Source organism: Nioella sp. MMSF_3534 (assembly GCF_030732985.1).
Lineage (GTDB): Bacteria > Pseudomonadota > Alphaproteobacteria > Rhodobacterales > Rhodobacteraceae > Nioella.
In genome coordinates, this window is the sequence record NZ_JASHJX010000043.1 from 1 (window position 1) to 17,419 (window position 17,419).

The following is a 17,419-nucleotide window of genomic DNA, read 5'->3' on the forward strand; positions in this document are numbered from 1 at the left end:
GGACCCCCCGGGGTATTTTTGCCAAGATGAAAGGCATGGACGGCGCGGGCTGGCCCGCCTAGAGAGCGCGCATGAGAGAACGCCCTGACATCCTGTGCATCGGGTCCGTCCTGTGGGACATCATCGGACGCACCGATCTGCCCATGGCGGCCGGAAACGACAAGCCCGGTCGCATCACCCGGCTGCCCGGTGGGGTGGCACTGAATATTGCCATGACGCTGGTGGGGCAGGGGCTGCGGCCCTCTCTGCTCAGTGTCGTGGGGGATGATGCGGCGGGCACCGCGTTGCTGGTGGAATGCGCGCGGATGGGGATCGAGGTGGACCATGTGCTGGTCGATCACGATCTGCCGACCGATCAATACATGGCGATCGAGGCGCAGGGGACGCTGCTGGCCGCGCTTGCCGATGCGCAGTCGCTGGAAACCGCAGGCGCGCGGATTCTGGAGCCGTTGGAAAATGGCGGGCTGGCCTCTGTGGATGCGCCATGGGCGGGGCCGATGGCGATTGACGGGAACCTGACGGTTGAGCTTCTGACCCGGATCGCGCAGAGTCCGCTTTTTGCACATGCCGATCTGCGGCTTGCCCCAGCCTCGCCCGGCAAGGCCGAGCGGTTGAGGCCCTTCCTGACCCATCCCGGTGCCACGATCTATGTGAATGCCGAGGAAGCCGGGTTGATTTCAGGTGCCCCGACCGGGTGCGCTGAAACCGGGGCCGAGGCTCTGCTCAAGGCGGGCGCGCGCCGGGTGCTGGTCACCGATGGCGGCAGGCTGGCCGTGGATGCGACGCCGGATCGGACTCTCTCGCTCGCGCCCCCGCAGATTACCCCGCGCCGGATCACCGGGGCAGGGGACACGTTCATGGCGGCCCATATCGCCGCTGAAATCCGCGGTGACACGCCCGAGGCCGCGCTGGCCCACGCGCTGACCACCGCTGCCACCTATGTTGCCGGATAGCCCATGACACCTGATTATCTGACCCTCTCGCCCGACGTGGCTGAGGCCATTGCCGCCAATGCCCCGATCGTGGCGCTGGAAAGCACCATCATCACCCATGGCATGCCCTACCCGCAGAACCTGGAGACCGCCCGCCAGGTCGAGGACGAGGTGCGCGCCGCCGGGGCGGTGCCTGCCACGATTGCGATCCTTGAGGGGCGCTTGCATGTGGGCCTGACGCGTACCGAGCTGGAGGCGCTGGCGCAGGCCAAAGACGTGATGAAGTTGAGCCGCGCCGATCTTGCGGTGGCTCTGGCCACGGGCCGGACCGGGGCTACCACCGTGGCCGCAACGATGATCGCGGCGAATCTGGCGGGAATTGGCGTCTTTGCCACGGGTGGGATCGGCGGCGTTCACAAGGGGGCGGAAGCCAGTTTCGATATCTCCGCCGACCTGATGGAACTGGCGCAGACCGCCGTTACCGTGGTGGCTGCCGGTGCCAAGGCCATTCTCGACATCCCCAAGACGTTGGAGGTTCTGGAAACGCAAGGCGTGCCTGTCATTGCCTTCGGACAGGACGGATTCCCGGCCTTCTGGTCGCGCGAGTCCGGCCTGAGCGCCCCGCTGCGGATGGACAGGGCCGAGGACATCGCCGCCTCTGCGATGATGCGCGCGCGGCTTGGTCTGCCGGGGGGGCAACTGGTGGCGAACCCGATTCCCGAATCCGACGAGATCGCCGCCGAAACCCTCGCCCCCATCATCGCGCAGGCCCAGGCTGAGGCCGATGCACAGGGGATCACCGGCAAATCGGTGACACCCTTCCTGTTGCAGCGGATATTCGAACTGACCGAAGGACGGTCTCTGACGGCCAATATCGCCCTCGTTCTGAACAATGCCCGCCTTGCAGCGGCAATTGCCTGCGCCATGGTCGCGCAGGATTGAAGACACTCTCTTGTTTGGCGTGAAACGCGCCCTTAGTAACAGGGAAGAGAGTTTAACAGGGACGACCGGCAAGAATGGAATTGCCCGAACCGCCACCGCCGCCACGGCGCGGCTGGATATCCTCGCTACAGGCCAGTTTTCTGACCGGCCTCGTGGTGATTGCGCCTATTGGTCTGACAGTCTGGCTGATCTGGTCGATCATCGGCTGGATCGATTCCTGGGTGCTGCCGTTTCTGCCCAATGCCTATAATCCCGCCATCCTGATCCGGGAATATTTCAACATCGACGTCGATATTCGCGGCATCGGCGTTGGCATGTTCCTTCTGTTCACGATCATCGTGGGCTGGATCGCGAAGGGGCTGATCGGGCGGTCGCTGATCCGCACCTCGGAAAGCGTGGTTCTGTCGATTCCCGGTGTGCGGTCGCTCTATTCGGGTCTGAAGCAGATCACCGAAACCGTGTTGGCGCAGTCCAAGGGGTCGTTCGACAAGGCCTGCCTCGTGGAATATCCGCGCAAGGGCATCTGGGCGATCGCCTTCATCTCGACCGATGCGAAGGGCGAGATTGCGGATAGCCACGAAAAGCACATGATATCGGTCTTCCTGCCGACCACGCCGAACCCGACCTCGGGCTTTCTGCTGTTCGTTCCGAAGGAAGATGTGCAGATCCTGAAGATGTCGGTCGAGGACGCCGCGAAGCTGGTGATCTCGGCGGGGCTGGTTTACCCGAGCACCGGCGACAAGGATGGTGACCGGGTTCCGGACGAGGCCGAGATTGTGGAGGTCGAAGGCACGGCTGCCGCTCTGCTGGACAGGCCGCGTGCACCCGAAGCGGACCCGGATCGCCGCACCGAAGACGCCTGACGCGCCTTCTTGCCCCGATTTCGCGGTCGGATGGGGCAGGGGGGTTGCATTCCCCCCGGCTCTGCCTTAATGGCGCGCTTACTTCACAGGCAGAGGCGGGCCCTCGGGGGAGACATCCCTGAACGGTCCACCGGTTGGGTTCAGTCCCTAAACCTCTGCCAAGGCGCAAACCGGAAAAGGATACTAGGACATGGCGCTTCCTGATTTCACCATGCGTCAGCTGCTTGAAGCTGGCGTTCACTTCGGCCACCAGACGCAACGCTGGAACCCCCGCATGGGCGAGTTCATCTATGGCGAGCGCAACGGCATCCACATTCTCGATCTGACCCAGACCGTTCCGATGCTGGACCAGGCGCTGCAGGTCGTGCGCGAAACCGTCGCCAAGGGCGGCAGCATCCTGTTCGTCGGCACCAAGCGTCAGGCCCAAAAGCCCGTCGCCGAAGCGGCAGAGCGTTGCGCGCAGTATTACATGAACCACCGCTGGCTTGGCGGCACGCTGACCAACTGGAAAACCGTGTCGAACTCGATCTCTCGTCTGAAGCAGATCGACGAGGCGATGGAAAACGGTCTGGAAGGTCTGACCAAGAAAGAACGTCTTGGCATGGAACGCGACCAGGCGAAGCTGCAGGCTTCGCTCGGCGGTATCCGTGAAATGGGCGGCCTGCCCGACCTGATCTTCGTCATCGACGTCAAGAAAGAAGACCTGGCCATCGCGGAAGCCAAGAAACTGGGCATCCCGGTCGTGGCCGTGGTCGACACCAACTGCTCGCCCGATGGCGTGGATTACATCATCCCCGGCAACGACGACGCGGCGCGCGCCATCTCGCTCTATTGCGATCTGGTCTCCCGCGCGGCGCTGGACGGCATGACCGCCCAGATGGAAGGCGCAGGCGTTGACCTGGGCGCACTGGAAGAGGGCAATATCGAAGAGGCCATCGCCGCCGAAGCCCCGACCGAGGAAGCCGCTGAAGGCTGATCGCCGTCACGCATCTGATACATGGACCGGCTATGGGCCGGTCCACCCCATACCCCGAATAAAGGAGCAGACCGATGGCAATTACCGCTGCAATGGTCAAAGAGCTGCGCGAAGCCACCGCCGCAGGCATGATGGACGCCAAGAAGGCACTTGTCGAAACCAATGGCGATTTCGACGCTGCCGTTGACTGGCTGCGCACCAAGGGTCTGGCGAAAGCCGCCAAGAAATCCGGTCGCATCGCCGCCGAGGGCCTGGTGGCCGTCGCGGTTGACGGTGGCGTTGGCGTCGCCGTCGAAGTGAACTCGGAAACCGATTTCGTCGGCAAGAACGCCGAGTTCCAGAAAATGGTGGGCGACATCGCCAATGCCGCGACCGGTGTCGCGGATATCGAGGCTCTGGCCGCCGCCGATCTGGGTGGCAAGACCGTTGCCGACACGCTGACCGACAAGATCGCCACCATCGGCGAGAACATGACCCTGCGCCGCATGGCCCGCCTGGAAGGCGACACCGTTGTGACCTATGTCCACAACGCTGCCGCGCCCGGCATGGGCAAGATCGGCGTTCTGGTCGCGATGACCGGTGGCGACGAGGCGCTTGGCAAGCAGGTCGCGATGCATATCGCCGCTGTCAATCCCGCAGCCCTGAACGAAGACGACATGGACCCGGCCGTTGTTGAAAAAGAACGCCAGATCCAGATCGACATCGCCCGTGAATCCGGCAAGCCCGAGCAGGTGATCGAGAAGATGATCGAAGGCCGCATGAAGAAATTCGTGGCCGAGTCGACCCTGCTGAACCAGGCGTTCGTCATCAACCCCGATCTGACCGTCGGTGCCGCTGCAGCCGAGGCTGGCGCAACCGTCACCGGTTTCGTTCGCATCGAAGTGGGCGAAGGCATCGAGAAGAAGGAAGAAGACTTCGCAGCCGAGGTTGCGAAGGCTGCCCAGGGCTAAGGCCCTTGGAAGAGGGGCAGGGGTGTTGGGAGGCGCCCCTGCCACCTACCCAGATTGAAAAAGCGGTGCTGCCAGGGACAAAGGGGCAGCACCGCTTTCTTTTTGTCACCACGCATGCCGGAATGGGGATGGGCAGGCGCGGCCCAGGACGTCGGGGTTATGGCCACCGGGTCTTGGGGTGAACTGGACCGCCAGGCCGGAAATGTTCCTGACGGTCCGATGCTCCTGACCGAAGAAATCTCAGCCATCACTCACGGAACAGGGTTAACTTGACGCAAAGTCAGGCCCCGGAAAAGTAGGGAATCCTTTACCTTTTGGCCAAATACCGCCGATCAGCCTGTCTGAGCACCCGGATCGACGATGAAAATCTGGTTCAGGACCGAGGCTTTGCGCACTGCCTGCGCCGTTGTTTCAACGCCAAGCGACTCCCGCGCGCCGCGCAGATGCTTGTCCACCGTCGCGGCCTTGCGGCCAAGCAACAACGCAATGTCACGCACCGATTTGCCATCGGCCACCAGCTCCAGTACCTCGGACTGGCGCGGCGTCAGGACACGGCTCTGACCGGTTGCGGGAAGCTGGGTGATCGCCAGATGGGCCACCTGGTTGATGATCTCCAGCTCTTCGCCCTTGTCCTGCCACAGCGCATCCACGTCTTGCTGGCTCAGGCCGCTGCGGGCCACCAGCCCGATACCGGCAGCCGATCGCTTGATCGCCATCGGGAAGGACATTGTATAGCCTGCGGAAATTCCGAACCGCTTGTTCAACGCCATCAGTTCCCGCCGTTCAGGGCCGTTCGGGCTGTCGTCGAATTTATCCCACATATGCCGCCAACTAATGGACCCGACATTGCGGGACGCCCATTTCATCATCGGTGCAGCCCGGTACAGGCCGTGGCCGATATAGGCTTCGATATAGTCCGAAGGGTAGTTCGTCAGGATCAGCGCATCCTCGGGATTGCTGAGCGATTTTGCGGACTGAAAGCATGTATAGGCGTAGATGAGACGATCGAAGCCATAGGCGCCCATCTGTTCCGTGTGATATTCCCACAACTCCTCGACAGAGCGCGCCTTCAGATAGGGCTGCAGGCGCTTCATGCCGGTTCACCGTAGCGAAAACGGCGCTTTTGTCTTCTGCATGGTCCCGCCATGTCCTGCAAAGGAAAGCGTAAAGTCTTGCTTGGCATCGTTGTCCCCGAAATCTCTTTCAAGATATGCGCGGCACATCCAAACTGTCGAGGCACAATTTTACGCAAAATCAGGATGTTGCAGAGATATTGCGCTTGGGCATCTCGGGTGTGGCAACCGTGGGACAGTGATCTTGGTGGCTCAAGGGCGGTGCACAAGTCTCAACTGGTTTTTCAACAATTCGTCGTAAGGTGTTGATTATTCGAACGTACTGGGGCAAATAACGGGTTTCCTGGTTGCTGATATATTAACATAATCATGATTACTGGCCATACTGCTTGGTCAGATCTGTCAGGATGAAGCCGAAGTAACAATCACTTAGCCTAGTGCGTAGCCTGCGCCGCGAACCGTCCGTATCGGGTCCCCCTCGCCGTGCGCAGCTTTCAGGGCTTTGCGCAAACGGCCCACATGCACATCGACCGTCCGGCTATCGACATAGATGTCACGGCCCCAGACCCGGTCGAGCAACTGCTCGCGGCTCCAGACGCGGCCCGGCCGTTCCATGAAAGCCGTCAATAGCCGGAACTCCGTCGGACCAAGCGAAACCTGCTGGCCCGCGCGGTAGACGCGGTGTTCTTCCATATCCAGCAGGATATCCTCGAAAGTCAGATGTTCGCCCACGGAGGCCGGTCGCGTCCGGCGCAGCTGCGTGCGCAGCCGGGCCAGCAGTTCAGCCACGGAATAAGGCTTGACCACATAGTCATCCGCGCCGGTTTCCAGGCCGCGCACCCGGTCCACCTCTTCCGACCGGGCAGACAGCATGATCACCGGGATCTTGCGCGTTTCGTCAGAGGCCTTGAGTTGCCTGCACACCTCGATGCCAGAGACATTGGGCAGCATCCAGTCCAGCACGATCACGTCAGGCGGGGTTTCACGCACCATGACCAGTGCTTCGTCCCCTGCCCCCGCGGCCATGACCGCATAGCCCTCGGCGCGGATATTATAGGCCAGCACTTCGCGTTGCGCGGGCTCATCCTCGACAATCAGAACCAGGGGCTCGCCAGCCATCGCTCACTCCTCCTCGACACCCAGATCATGCGAGGATCGGTCGCCCTTCTCCCGCTCATCATCCGGGTATTCGCCGGTCACGAGGTAGATCACCTGCTCGGCGATGGTGGTCACGTGGTCGCCCATCCGTTCGATGTTCTTGGCCATGAAATGCAGGTGCATGCAGGCGGTGATGTTGCGCGGATCTTCCATCATGAAGGTCAGGTATTCGCGGAACAAAGCCGAATACATCTGGTCGACTTCCAGATCCCGCTCGCGCACATCGGCGGCCAGGTCCGGGTCGCGCTGAATATAGGCGTCGAGCGCGTCTTTCAGCATCAGCTCCACCTGCCGGGCCATGCGGCGCAGACCGGCACCAGCGCCGTCGATCTGCTGCATCTGCATGATGACCCCTGCCCGCTTGGCCATGTTCTTGGCGTAGTCGCCAATGCGTTCAAGGCTGGCAGCCAGACGGAAGACGGTCAGAACCGTGCGCAGATCGCCCGCCGTCGGCTGGCGCAGGGCAAGCACCAGTGCGGCCTCTTCGTTCAGGCGCTCTTCCATCTCGTCGATGGCCCGATCACCTTTGCGCACCTTCAGGGCCAGCTCCTCATCGCGGGTTTCCAGAGCCGTGGTGGCATCGACGATGGCCTCTTCGACCAATCCGCCCATCTTCATGATCAGGGCCTGGATCGCCTCCAGGTCACGGTCGAAGGACGCAACGATATGTGATTTGTTTTCCATGGCTTACAGCTCTTTCCTCAACCGATACGACCGGTGATATAGGATTCGGTGCGCGGGTCTTTGGGGTTGGTGAATATCTGGCTCGTGTCGCCGAATTCCACCAGTTCCCCCAGATGGAAGAACGCGGTCTTCTGGCTGACGCGCGCCGCCTGCTGCATCGAGTGGGTCACGATCACCACCGAGAACCGTTCGCGCAACTCGTCGATCAACTCCTCGACCTGCGCCGTTGCAATCGGGTCGAGCGCCGAACAGGGTTCGTCCATCAGCAGAACCTCGGGGCTGGTGGCCACGGCCCGCGCGATGCACAGGCGCTGCTGCTGGCCGCCGGACAGGCCGGTTCCGGGGGCGGTCAGACGGTCCTTGACCTCGTCCCACAGTGCCGCGCGGCGCAGGGATTTTTCAACGATTTCATCGAGTTCCGACTTGTTCCTTGCAAGCCCGTGGATGCGCGGACCGTAAGAGACATTGTCATAGATCGACTTCGGAAACGGGTTGGGTTTCTGGAACACCATCCCCACCTTGGCGCGCAGCTGCACCGGGTCGACCTTGGGGTGATAGATATCCTCGCCATCGAGCAGGATATTCCCGGTCACGCGACAGACATCAATGGTGTCATTCATCCGGTTCAGGCAGCGCAGGAAGGTCGATTTCCCGCAGCCGGAAGGACCGATGAAGGCCGTTACGGTCTTGTCGAGGATGTTCACATCCACGGCCTTGATGGCATGCGTGTCCCCATAGAACACGTCTACCCCGTCGGCCGCAATCTTCAGCTCTTTATCGTCCACGGCACGCTCCACCAATCTCATATCGTTCATGTCATCCATCCCCGGACTACCAGCGGCGTTCAAAGCGGCGGCGCAGGATTACGGCCATCGCATTCATGAAAAGCAGGAACACAAGCAGCACGATTGTCGCCCCCGAGGCCCGTTCCACAAAAGCCGGGTCCGAACGCTGTGTCCAGTTATAGACCTGCACCGGCAGCGCCGATGTCGGGTCGAAGAAGCCTTCCGGCGGCGCATCCGGGAATTCGCGGACGAAGGCCACCATTCCGATAAGCAGCAGCGGCGCGGTTTCCCCTAGCGCCTGCGCCAGCCCGATGATGGTGCCCGTCAGAATGCCCGGCGCGGCCAGCGGCAGCACATGGTGGAACACCGACTGCATCTTCGATGCCCCGAGACCAAGTGCGGCATCGCGGATCGAGGGCGGAACGGCCCGAAGGCTCGCGCGGGTTGCGATAATGATCGTGGGCAGGGTCATCAGGGTCAGCACAAGGCCGCCCACGATGGGGGCCGATTGCGGCAGACCCGCGAAGTTGATGAAGATCGCCAGCCCCAGGATGCCGAACACGATGGACGGAACCGCGGCGAGGTTCGAGATATTGACCTCGATCGCGTCGGTGAAGCGGTTCTGCGGTGCGAATTCCTCCAGGTAGATCGAGGCGGCCACGCCAATCGGCAGCGCCAGCACCAGCACCACGATCATCATGTAGAAAGAGCCAAGGATCGCGATGCCAAGCCCGGCGGCCTCGGGGCGTTGGTCTGAAGCATCCGGCCCGGTGATGAAGGCCCAGTTGAAGCGGGTTTCGATCAGTCCCGCCTCGGCCATACGCTCGGCCAGCAGCAATTGCGCAGGGCTGACATTGCTGTCGCGCTCGGCGCTTTCCAGCGTCACGCGGCCCTTGAAATATCCGTCGATCCGGCCCCCGGCCAGCATCTCCATCGTCACGGTCTGGCCCACGATCTCGGGATTGGCGAGCACGAGGGCACGCACCTGTGCGGGCGCTTCCTGGCTGATCATCGCCATCAGGTCGCGGGGCGTGACACCCTCCATCGAGATCCCCTGCCCTTGCAGATGCTGTTGCAGCGCCTGCGCCAGCAGCGGCGCGTAGCCGAAGGTCGTGACACGGGCCATTTCCGCCGGATCGCGGTTGCCCGCCGGGTCAAGCCGCGCTTCGGTCAGTTCCACGGGGATGGTGATGTATGTCTGACGAAAGGCGCTGGCACCGTTGCTGACAATCGAGATCACCAGCAGGATCAGGGCCAGAACCCCGACCGTGATCGCGGCAAAGCCGTAGGCGCGGAACCGGGTCTCGCTGCGATTGCGGCGCTTGACGCGGTCCGACGTCGCGTAGAGCGAGCTTTTCGGCGGCACGGGGGTGGAAGCGTCGGTCATTCGTACTGTTCCCGGTATTTGCGCACGATATAGAGGGCGAGGATATTGAGCCCGAGCGTAATGGCGAAGAGCGTCAGGCCAAGGGCGAAGGCGACCAGCGCCTCGGGGCTGGAAAAGTCGGTGTCGCCGGTCAGCTGACCCACGATTTTCACGGTCACGGTGGTCATCGCCTCAAACGGGTTGAGGCTGAGCGTCGCCGCCGCCCCTGCCCCCATCACCACGATCATGGTTTCGCCAATGGCGCGGCTGGCAGCCAGCAGGATCGCGCCGACGATGCCAGGCAGCGCGGCGGGCAGGATCACCTGTTTCACGGTTTCCGACTGGGTCGCGCCAAGCCCGTAGCTGCCGTCGCGCAAGCTTTGCGGCACCGCGTTGATGATATCGTCAGACAGCGACGACACGAACGGGATCAGCATGATGCCCATGACGATCCCCGCCGTCATGACGGAAGAGGACGAAGTGCCAAGCCCGAGCGGTTCCGCGAAGTAGTCCCGCAGCATCGGGCCCACGGTGATCAGCGCGAAGAGACCGTAGACGATGGTGGGGATGCCCGCGAGCACCTCGATCATCGGCTTGGCAATGCCGCGCATCCTGCGGCCTGCATATTCTGCCAGGTATATGGCCGAGAACAGCCCGACAGGGACAGCCACCAGAAGCGCGATGAAAGTGATGTAAAGCGTGCCCCAGAGAAGCGGCAACAGGCCAAGGTGAGAGCCGCCTTCGAAAGACGGGATCCATTCGGTCCCGAAGAAGAATTCACGCGCGGGATAGAGGTGGAAGAAATCCCGCGTCTCCAACACCATCGACAGCACGATCCCGACCGTGGTCAGGATGGCGATGGTGGACGCGAGGATCAGGATCGACAGAACCGCGCGTTCCACCGTGTTGCGGGCGCGGAAATCCTTGTGAGTGCGGCTATAGGCATAGCCAAGGCCGAGCGCGGCAAGGATCAGAACCGCCGCCGCCATGACAGTGTTTCCGGCGCTCTGTAGCGCGCGATAGCGCTGTGCGGCGGCCAGAACATCGGCATTCACATCGTCCCCGAGGGCCACGCCGATACTGGCAAGCGTCTCTCGGATATTGGTGAATTCGGTGCGGATCATCCGCGCTTCTTCGCGGCTCAACGCCCCCTGCTCTACCGCGCGGTCCAGGCCATCGGCCACGCGCCGGACATCGGACATGATCAGGCTGAGCTCGCCTGACTCCATGATGTCATTGTCCGGGATCAACTGCGTTACCTGCCGCTGGATGACAGTGGGTTGCACCAGAAGCCAGACCACCAGCACCAGAAGCGCGGGCACAACGGCAGTCAGAAAGACGTTCATGCCGTAGTAGTTGGGCAGGGAATGCAGGATGCGAATATCGCCCCCCGCGCTGCTGACCGCGCGTTTGCGGCCCAGAACATAGCCTGCGGCGCCAAGCGCCAGAACGGCCAGGATGATCCAGATCAGGGGCATATCGGGTCTTTCAGATCCGTTCAGTCAGAAAACGGGGCGGCCTTATGGTTCAGGCCGCCCCGCAGATGGGTCAGGCGATTACATGTCGCCCATGGTCACACGCTCGCGCACGATGCGCTGCGTCTCGGCCAGTTCCGGGTCGGACACCAGGCCATAGGCGGCCAGCGGACCCCAGGGGCCTGCAATGTCGTCAGAGATGAAGAAATCCGCGTATTCCTGCAGGCCGGGGATCACGTCCAGATGGGCTGCCTTGATGTAGAAGAACAGCGGACGCGACACCGGGTATTCGCCCGACGCGATGGATTCGGTCGAGGGAACGATGCCGTTCATGGTGGCAACCTGCAGAACCGCAGTGTTGTTCTGGTAGAAGCTCAGACCGAACACGCCGATGCCTTCGGGGTTGGCAGAGATACGGGCCAGGGTCTCGGTATAGTCGCCGTCGATATCGACAGACACACCGTCACCGCGGATCGCCATGCAGGCCTCTTCGGCTGCATCTTCGTCGCCGCCGTTGATTTCCATGATCGCTTCCATCGCGCCGCTGTCTTCGCAGCCCTGAAGGATCACATTTTCGTCGAAGACCTCACGGGTGCCGTGGCGGGTGCCGGGGATGAAGGCCGCGATATCCTGGTCGGGAAGCTCTGCACGGACTTCGTTCCAGTTGGTGTTCGGGTTGGCAACCATGGCACCGTCAACGGGCAGTTCGGCGGCCAGCGCCAGGTACCAGTCGGCAGGGGTGAATTCGAAGGAGTTGCCGTTGATGTCGGAGGCGAAGACGATGCCGTCATAGCCGATGCGGACCTCGATGATGTCGGTCACGCCGTTGGCGGCACAGGTTTCGATCTCGGAAGGACGGATCGAGCGCGATGAGTTTGCGATATCGGTGGTGTTTTCGCCAACGCCTTCACAGAAACGGCGCAGACCGGTCGAAGAGCCGCCCGATTCAACGACCGGGGTCGGGAAGTCGAAGTTTTCGCCGAAGGCTTCAGCCACGATGGTGGCGTAGGGCAGAACGGTCGAGGAGCCGGCGATCTGGACGTTGTCGCGGCCCTGGGCAGATGCGACGGTGGCGGACATTGCGGCCAGCGCGAGTGCGGACACGGTCAGCTTTGCGAAAGACATGGTGGATTTCTCCGTTTGGTTATCCTGTCGGAACGCGGTTGGTCGCGCTCTCAGGGGGCCGTCTATCGAGGGCGCGCTATGCTTTTGTGACAGTTGCGTAACGGTTTTATGACAGTGCGGGTGGCGCAGGATTTTACGGGTGGGCATAAATGAATAAACTCAATGCCTTGCCCTTCCGGGCCGCAAAAAAGACTGCTGTTAAAGTCATTGCCGCCCGGTTTTTTCGAAGCGGACGGACCCCTGGGCCACCCTGCCCCGCGTGATTGCAGCCAGGGGGCAGAATCGATTCTCTTGCAAAGCACCGCCATCATCGTCAGAACCGCCCGCAACACGAGCGGAAGGGCAGTCCAATGGGTAATTTCGAACGCTATCTGACCGTCTGGGTCGCTTTGGCCATGGTTGGCGGCATCTTTCTGGGGCTTGTCGCGCCATCGCTGGTCTTTGCGGTCTCGGTGGCAGAGGTTGCCTCGGTCAACCTCGTGGTTGCGGTGCTGATCTGGGCGATGGTCTATCCGATGATGGTGGGCGTCGATCCATCCTCGCTGAAAGGCGTCGCGCGCCAGCCCACGGGGCTGATCATCACCCTTGCGGTCAACTGGCTGATCAAACCCTTCACCATGGCGGCCCTTGCCGTTCTGTTCTTCGAGACCATCTTCGCCCCCTGGATCAGCCCCGAGGATGCCAGCCAGTACATCGCGGGCCTCATCCTGCTTGGCGCCGCGCCCTGTACGGCCATGGTCTTCGTCTGGTCGCAACTGACCAAGGGCGATGAGACCTACACGCTGGTGCAGGTCAGCGTGAATGACGTGATCATGGTCTTCGCCTTCGCCCCGATCGTGGCCTTCCTGCTTGGGGTCACCGACATTGCCGTGCCGTGGCAGACGCTGCTTTTATCGGTGGTGCTCTATGTGGTGCTGCCGCTGGTCGCCGGGCTGATCACCCGCGCGCGGCTTGGGTCCCCTGCGGCCATTGAGCTTTTCAAGGAACAGGTGAAGCCCTGGTCGGTTCTGGGGCTGATCGTGACCGTCGTCATTCTCTTCGCGCTTCAGGGACAGACGATCCTGGACCGGCCCCTGATCATCGCCCTGATCGCGGTGCCGATCCTGTTGCAAAGCTATGGCATCTTTGCGCTGGCCTATGGCGCGGCATATGTCATGAAAGTCCCGCACCGCGTCGCCGCCCCCTGCGCCATGATCGGCACGTCGAATTTCTTCGAACTGGCCGTGGCGGTGGCCATCAGCCTCTTCGGCCTGCAATCGGGCGCGGCGCTGGCCACGGTGGTGGGCGTGCTGGTCGAGGTGCCGGTGATGCTGTCGCTGGTTGCCTTCGCGAACCGAACGCGCAACCGGTTCGGATGACTACCGGGGCAGCACCACGGTAAATGTACTGCCCACGCCCTTGTCAGAACTGATGCGCAGCCGCCCGCGATGGCGGTTCACGATATGCTTGACGATAGCCAGCCCCAGTCCGGTGCCGCCCATTTCCCGGCTTCGGTGTGAATCGATGCGGTAGAACCGTTCCGTCAGGCGCGGCAGGTGCAGCGGGTCGATTCCATCGCCCCGGTCGATCACCTCGGCGCGCACCACCGGCCCGCGCATGGACCCCCTGCCCTCGCCGGTTTCCATCCGTACCGTAACCGGTCTCCCCTTGCCCCCGTATTTCAGGGCGTTCTCGGCAAGGTTGGTGAAAACCTGCGTAAGCTGGTCCCGGTCGCCCCGGATTCGGTAGTCACCCGGCTCGGACACCAGCTCCAACGCGCTGCCCTGATCCTCGGCCTGCGGGCGCAGCGTGGTCAGCACGCCCGAGATCACATCGCGCAGGTCCACCTCATCCGAAGGGCGCACCCGTTCCTCCGCCTCAACCCGAGACAGAGACAGCAAATCCCCCACCAGACGGTTCATCCTCAGGGCCTGCTGCTCCATGATCTCAAGGAACCGGTCACGGGCCTCGGCGTCATCTCGGGCCGGGCCGCGCAGGGTTTCGACGAATCCCAGAACGGCCGTCAGGGGCGAGCGGAGTTCATGGCTTACATTGGCCACGAAATCGCGGCGCATCTCTTCGGCCTCGCGCAGATGGGTGATATCGGTGAAATGCAAAATCACCCCGGCCTGTCCCGCATCCGTTTCCGCAATCGGAGAGATCATCACCCGAAACTGGGTTTCCCCGGTCTGGTCGGACTTGATGTAGCGGGTCTCCGACGGGCGGTTGCCGCGCAGAACGAGGTCGATTTCCCCAAGCAAGGCGGGCTGGCGCAGGGCGGTGACATAGCTGCGCCCCCTGATCCACGCGCCGAACAGCGCTTCGCCAGCCGGATTGCTCAGCTCGATCATGCCGCCGGAGCCGATGAACAGCATCGGGTCGGGCACGGCGTTCAGGGCTGCGGACAGCGTGTTTCGGGCCATGTTGAGAACCTTCCGAAGGAATCAAGGCCCGCCTAGCGCTTGCCGACCCGATTCGACAACAGGCGCGGTGTCAGCCTGCTGCGGCCGCCGCCGCACATCCCGCCGCGAAATCGGCTTTCAGAATCTCGATATCCTCGATCCCGACGGACACCCGGAAAAAGCCTTCCGTGATGCCGATGGCTTCGCGCTCCGCGACAGGCACCAGCCGGTGGGATGACGTCGCCGAATGGCTGACCGTGGTGCCCACATCGCCGAGCGTGGGCGCAAAGGCCATGTCGGGCATGGCCCGGATCATGGCATTGGCGGCAGCGCGCCCGCCCTCGATCTCGAAGCTGACCATGTTGCCGAACTGGCCCCGCAGCAGATGCGCGGCGCGGGCGTGGTCGGGGTGATCGGCCCGGCCCGGATATACGACGCGTTTCACACCCGGCAGGCTGGACAGGTAATCGGCCAGCAGCGCGGCATTCTCCTGCGATTTCTCGTAACGCAGGTCGAAGGTGTAGATCCCGCGTTCGGCCAGCCAGCAATCATGCGGGCTCGGCGTCGCGCCCATGGTGATCCAGAAAACCTTCATCTTTTCCGTCAGTTCCGGGTCTTTCGCGGACACATAGCCAAGCGTCACATCCGCGTGACCGGCCAGCAGCTTGGTCACCGAATGGATGACGATATCGGCGCCGTGATCATAGGGCCGGTAGGCCGTCGGCGTTGTAAACGTGTTGTCGACCGCCAGCAGGATGCCCTTGTCGCGGCAGAGCGCGGCGATGCCCTCCATATCCGCGATGGCAAGCGTGGGATTGGCCATGACCTCGACAAGGATCATCTTGGTTTCAGGCCGGATCGCGGCAGTGACGGCCTCCACATCGCCGGTATCGACCAGCGTCGTGGCGATACCGAAGCGCGGCAGGTCCTGCGTCATCATGCGAAGCGACCGGCCATAAAGCTGATCGCCCCCGATCACATGGTCGCCCTGGCCGAGCAGCCCCATCAGCGCGGTGCCAACGGCAGCCATGCCAGAGGCGCAGATGATGCCCCCCTGCCCGCCTTCCAGCATGTCGATCTTTGCAGCCAGCAGATCGGCATTCGGATGGCCCTCTCGGCTATAGGTATAGCCATGTTCCTTGCCCTCGTACTGGCCCTCCAACTGGTCGGGGCTTTCCGAGGAATAGACGACGGAGGGTTGGATCGGCGTCACCACAGGGCGGCTGACGCCGGGTTCCAGTGGCATGCGGCGCACGAGCGTTTTGGGCAGGTTGGATCCGTCGGTCATGGGCTGGCCTTTCATGGTCTGGAAGCAAGACTGACCTAAATTCACTCCGCAGGAAACGTCAAGCCCGACACATTGGTCGGGCTTGACGAGTTTGTGCGAAAGTAGGTCAGCAACCCTTACGGGCGCGTCGTGCCATCCCCGGTGACCAGGTATTTGAACGAGGTCAGCTGCTCTGCCCCGACTGGCCCGCGCGCATGCATCTTGCCGGTGGCAATCCCGATCTCACCGCCCATGCCGAACTCGCCGCCATCGGCGAATTGAGTCGAGGCATTGCGCATCAGGATCGCGCTGTCGAGCCGCTGGAAGAAGCGGGCGGCCGCCTCGTCATCCTCGGTCAGGATGCTTTCCGTATGGCTCGATCCGTAGCGCCGGATATGGTCAATCGCCGCGTCGATGTCGTCCACCACCTTCGCCGCGATGATCATGTCGAGGAATTCCTTGCCGTAATCCTCATCGCTCGCCGCCGTCACGCCTTCGATGGATTGAAGGGTTTCATCCCCGCGCACCTCGACACCGGCGTTCACAAGCGCGCGCACCACGCCCTGCCCGATCGTGTCCAGCACGTCACGATGGATCAGCAGGCATTCCGCAGCGCCGCAGATGCCGGTGCGCCTTGTCTTGGCATTCAGCACCACATCAAGCGCCTTCACCGGGTCGGCGTCCTTGTCGATATAGACGTGGCAAATGCCCTCCAGATGGGCGAAGACAGGCACCCGCGCCTCGCGCTGGACAAGCCCTACCAGCCCCTTGCCGCCGCGCGGCACGATCACGTCGACCGTATCGGTCATGGTCAGCAGTTCCTTGACGGCGGCCCGGTCCCGCGTCGGCACCAGTTGCACCGCATCCTCGGGCAGACCCGCCGCGCGCAGCCCGTCCTTCAGGCAATCGGTCAGCAGGCCGGAGCTGTGGAAGCTCTCTGACCCACCCCTCAGGATCACCGCATTGCCCGACTTGAGGCACAGCGCGCCCGCATCCGCCGTCACATTGGGGCGGCTTTCGTAGATCACACCGATGACGCCGAGCGGCGTACGCACGCGTTGGATATGCAGGCCCGAGGGCATGTCCCATTCCGAGATCACGGCACCCACGGGGTCGGTTTGCGCAGCGACCGCGCGCAGGCCGTTAACGATCCCCTCGATCCGCGCCTCGTCCAGCATCAACCGATCCAGCATGGCCGCCGAAAGGCCCTTGTCGCGGCCAAACGCCATGTCCTTCTCATTGGCGGAAATGATCTCCGCCCGCCGCGCCCACACGGCATCCGCCGCTGCGGTCAGGGCCTGCGATTTCTGCTCGGCTGGGGCGAAGGCCAACTCCGCAGCCGCCGCTTTCGCGCGGGCACCCATCTCGACCATGAGGGCGGGGATGTTGGACTGGTCGGTCATGTCAGCCTCCGTTGAGGGGTTGGTTAAGAATGCGTTTAT

At 62.6% G+C, this 17,419-nt stretch carries 16 protein-coding genes; 6 read left to right on the forward strand and 10 right to left on the reverse strand.

All coding sequences use genetic code 11. The annotated features are described in order from the left end of the window. The first annotated feature begins 71 nt into the window (after nucleotides 1-71). The 5 genes from RBB16_RS16330 (at nucleotide 72) to tsf (ending at nucleotide 4,663) form a co-directional block, all read left to right on the forward strand. Nucleotides 72-953 (forward strand): PfkB family carbohydrate kinase, encoded by an 882-nt coding sequence (locus tag RBB16_RS16330; RefSeq protein ID WP_306047170.1) that lies wholly within the window; start codon nucleotides 72-74, stop codon nucleotides 951-953. Between the two features lie 3 nt (nucleotides 954-956). After that, on the forward strand, nucleotides 957-1,874 hold the full coding sequence (locus tag RBB16_RS16335) for a pseudouridine-5'-phosphate glycosidase (RefSeq protein ID WP_306047171.1): 918 nt from the start codon (nucleotides 957-959) through the stop codon (nucleotides 1,872-1,874). 74 nt (nucleotides 1,875-1,948) lie between these two features. Continuing rightward, on the forward strand, nucleotides 1,949-2,737 hold the full coding sequence (locus tag RBB16_RS16340) for a DUF502 domain-containing protein (RefSeq protein WP_306047172.1): 789 nt from the start codon (nucleotides 1,949-1,951) through the stop codon (nucleotides 2,735-2,737). 190 nt (nucleotides 2,738-2,927) lie between these two features. Next, nucleotides 2,928-3,713 (forward strand): 30S ribosomal protein S2, encoded by a 786-nt coding sequence (gene rpsB, locus RBB16_RS16345; protein WP_306047173.1) that lies wholly within the window; start codon nucleotides 2,928-2,930, stop codon nucleotides 3,711-3,713. Between the two features lie 74 nt (nucleotides 3,714-3,787). Then, complete coding sequence (gene tsf / locus RBB16_RS16350) at nucleotides 3,788-4,663, forward strand: translation elongation factor Ts (protein ID WP_071689888.1); 876 nt, start codon at nucleotides 3,788-3,790, stop codon at nucleotides 4,661-4,663. Nucleotides 4,664-4,995: 332 nt separating this feature from the next. Here tsf and RBB16_RS16355 read toward each other — a convergent pair whose 3' ends face one another. The 7 genes from RBB16_RS16355 to RBB16_RS16385 all read right to left on the reverse strand — a co-directional run bounded on the left by RBB16_RS16355 (nucleotide 4,996) and on the right by RBB16_RS16385 (nucleotide 12,329). Next, a complete protein-coding gene (locus RBB16_RS16355) occupies nucleotides 4,996-5,757 on the reverse strand; it encodes a LuxR family transcriptional regulator (protein WP_306047174.1) in 762 nt (253 codons plus the stop codon). A gap of 408 nt (nucleotides 5,758-6,165) precedes the next feature. Beyond that, on the reverse strand, nucleotides 6,166-6,855 hold the full coding sequence (gene phoB, locus RBB16_RS16360; RefSeq protein ID WP_306047175.1) for a phosphate regulon transcriptional regulator PhoB: 690 nt from the start codon (nucleotides 6,853-6,855) through the stop codon (nucleotides 6,166-6,168). A gap of 3 nt (nucleotides 6,856-6,858) precedes the next feature. Continuing rightward, entirely contained in the window at nucleotides 6,859-7,578 is a 720-nt protein-coding gene (gene phoU, locus RBB16_RS16365) for a phosphate signaling complex protein PhoU (RefSeq protein WP_071689885.1), read from the reverse strand. A 17-nt stretch (nucleotides 7,579-7,595) separates the two neighbouring features. After that, on the reverse strand, nucleotides 7,596-8,393 hold the full coding sequence (gene pstB, locus RBB16_RS16370; RefSeq protein ID WP_071689908.1) for a phosphate ABC transporter ATP-binding protein PstB: 798 nt from the start codon (nucleotides 8,391-8,393) through the stop codon (nucleotides 7,596-7,598). A 16-nt stretch (nucleotides 8,394-8,409) separates the two neighbouring features. Continuing rightward, nucleotides 8,410-9,750, reverse strand: coding sequence for a phosphate ABC transporter permease PstA (gene pstA / locus RBB16_RS16375; protein ID WP_071689884.1), 1,341 nt, complete (start codon nucleotides 9,748-9,750; stop codon nucleotides 8,410-8,412). Then, nucleotides 9,747-11,207, reverse strand: a complete 1,461-nt coding sequence (gene pstC / locus RBB16_RS16380; protein WP_306047176.1) for a phosphate ABC transporter permease subunit PstC — start codon at nucleotides 11,205-11,207, stop codon at nucleotides 9,747-9,749. The genes pstA and pstC overlap by 4 nt, the downstream gene beginning before the upstream one ends. Before the next feature lie 78 nt (nucleotides 11,208-11,285). Next, entirely contained in the window at nucleotides 11,286-12,329 is a 1,044-nt protein-coding gene (locus tag RBB16_RS16385; RefSeq protein ID WP_306047177.1) for a substrate-binding domain-containing protein, read from the reverse strand. A 350-nt stretch (nucleotides 12,330-12,679) separates the two neighbouring features. Between RBB16_RS16385 and arsB the strand changes: the two genes are divergently transcribed. Then, a complete protein-coding gene (gene arsB, locus RBB16_RS16390) occupies nucleotides 12,680-13,687 on the forward strand; it encodes an ACR3 family arsenite efflux transporter (protein WP_071689881.1) in 1,008 nt (335 codons plus the stop codon). Here the strand turns inward: arsB and RBB16_RS16395 are convergent, their stop codons facing one another. From RBB16_RS16395 to RBB16_RS16405, 3 genes are all read right to left on the reverse strand, one after another. Next, the gene (locus RBB16_RS16395; RefSeq protein ID WP_306047178.1) at nucleotides 13,688-14,731 is read right to left on the reverse strand and encodes a cell wall metabolism sensor histidine kinase WalK; all 1,044 of its coding nucleotides are present in this window, start codon (nucleotides 14,729-14,731) and stop codon (nucleotides 13,688-13,690) included. A 70-nt stretch (nucleotides 14,732-14,801) separates the two neighbouring features. After that, the gene (locus tag RBB16_RS16400) at nucleotides 14,802-15,998 is read right to left on the reverse strand and encodes an aminotransferase class I/II-fold pyridoxal phosphate-dependent enzyme (protein WP_306047179.1); all 1,197 of its coding nucleotides are present in this window, start codon (nucleotides 15,996-15,998) and stop codon (nucleotides 14,802-14,804) included. A gap of 116 nt (nucleotides 15,999-16,114) precedes the next feature. Beyond that, a complete protein-coding gene (locus RBB16_RS16405) occupies nucleotides 16,115-17,419 on the reverse strand; it encodes a glutamate-5-semialdehyde dehydrogenase (RefSeq protein WP_306047195.1) in 1,305 nt (434 codons plus the stop codon).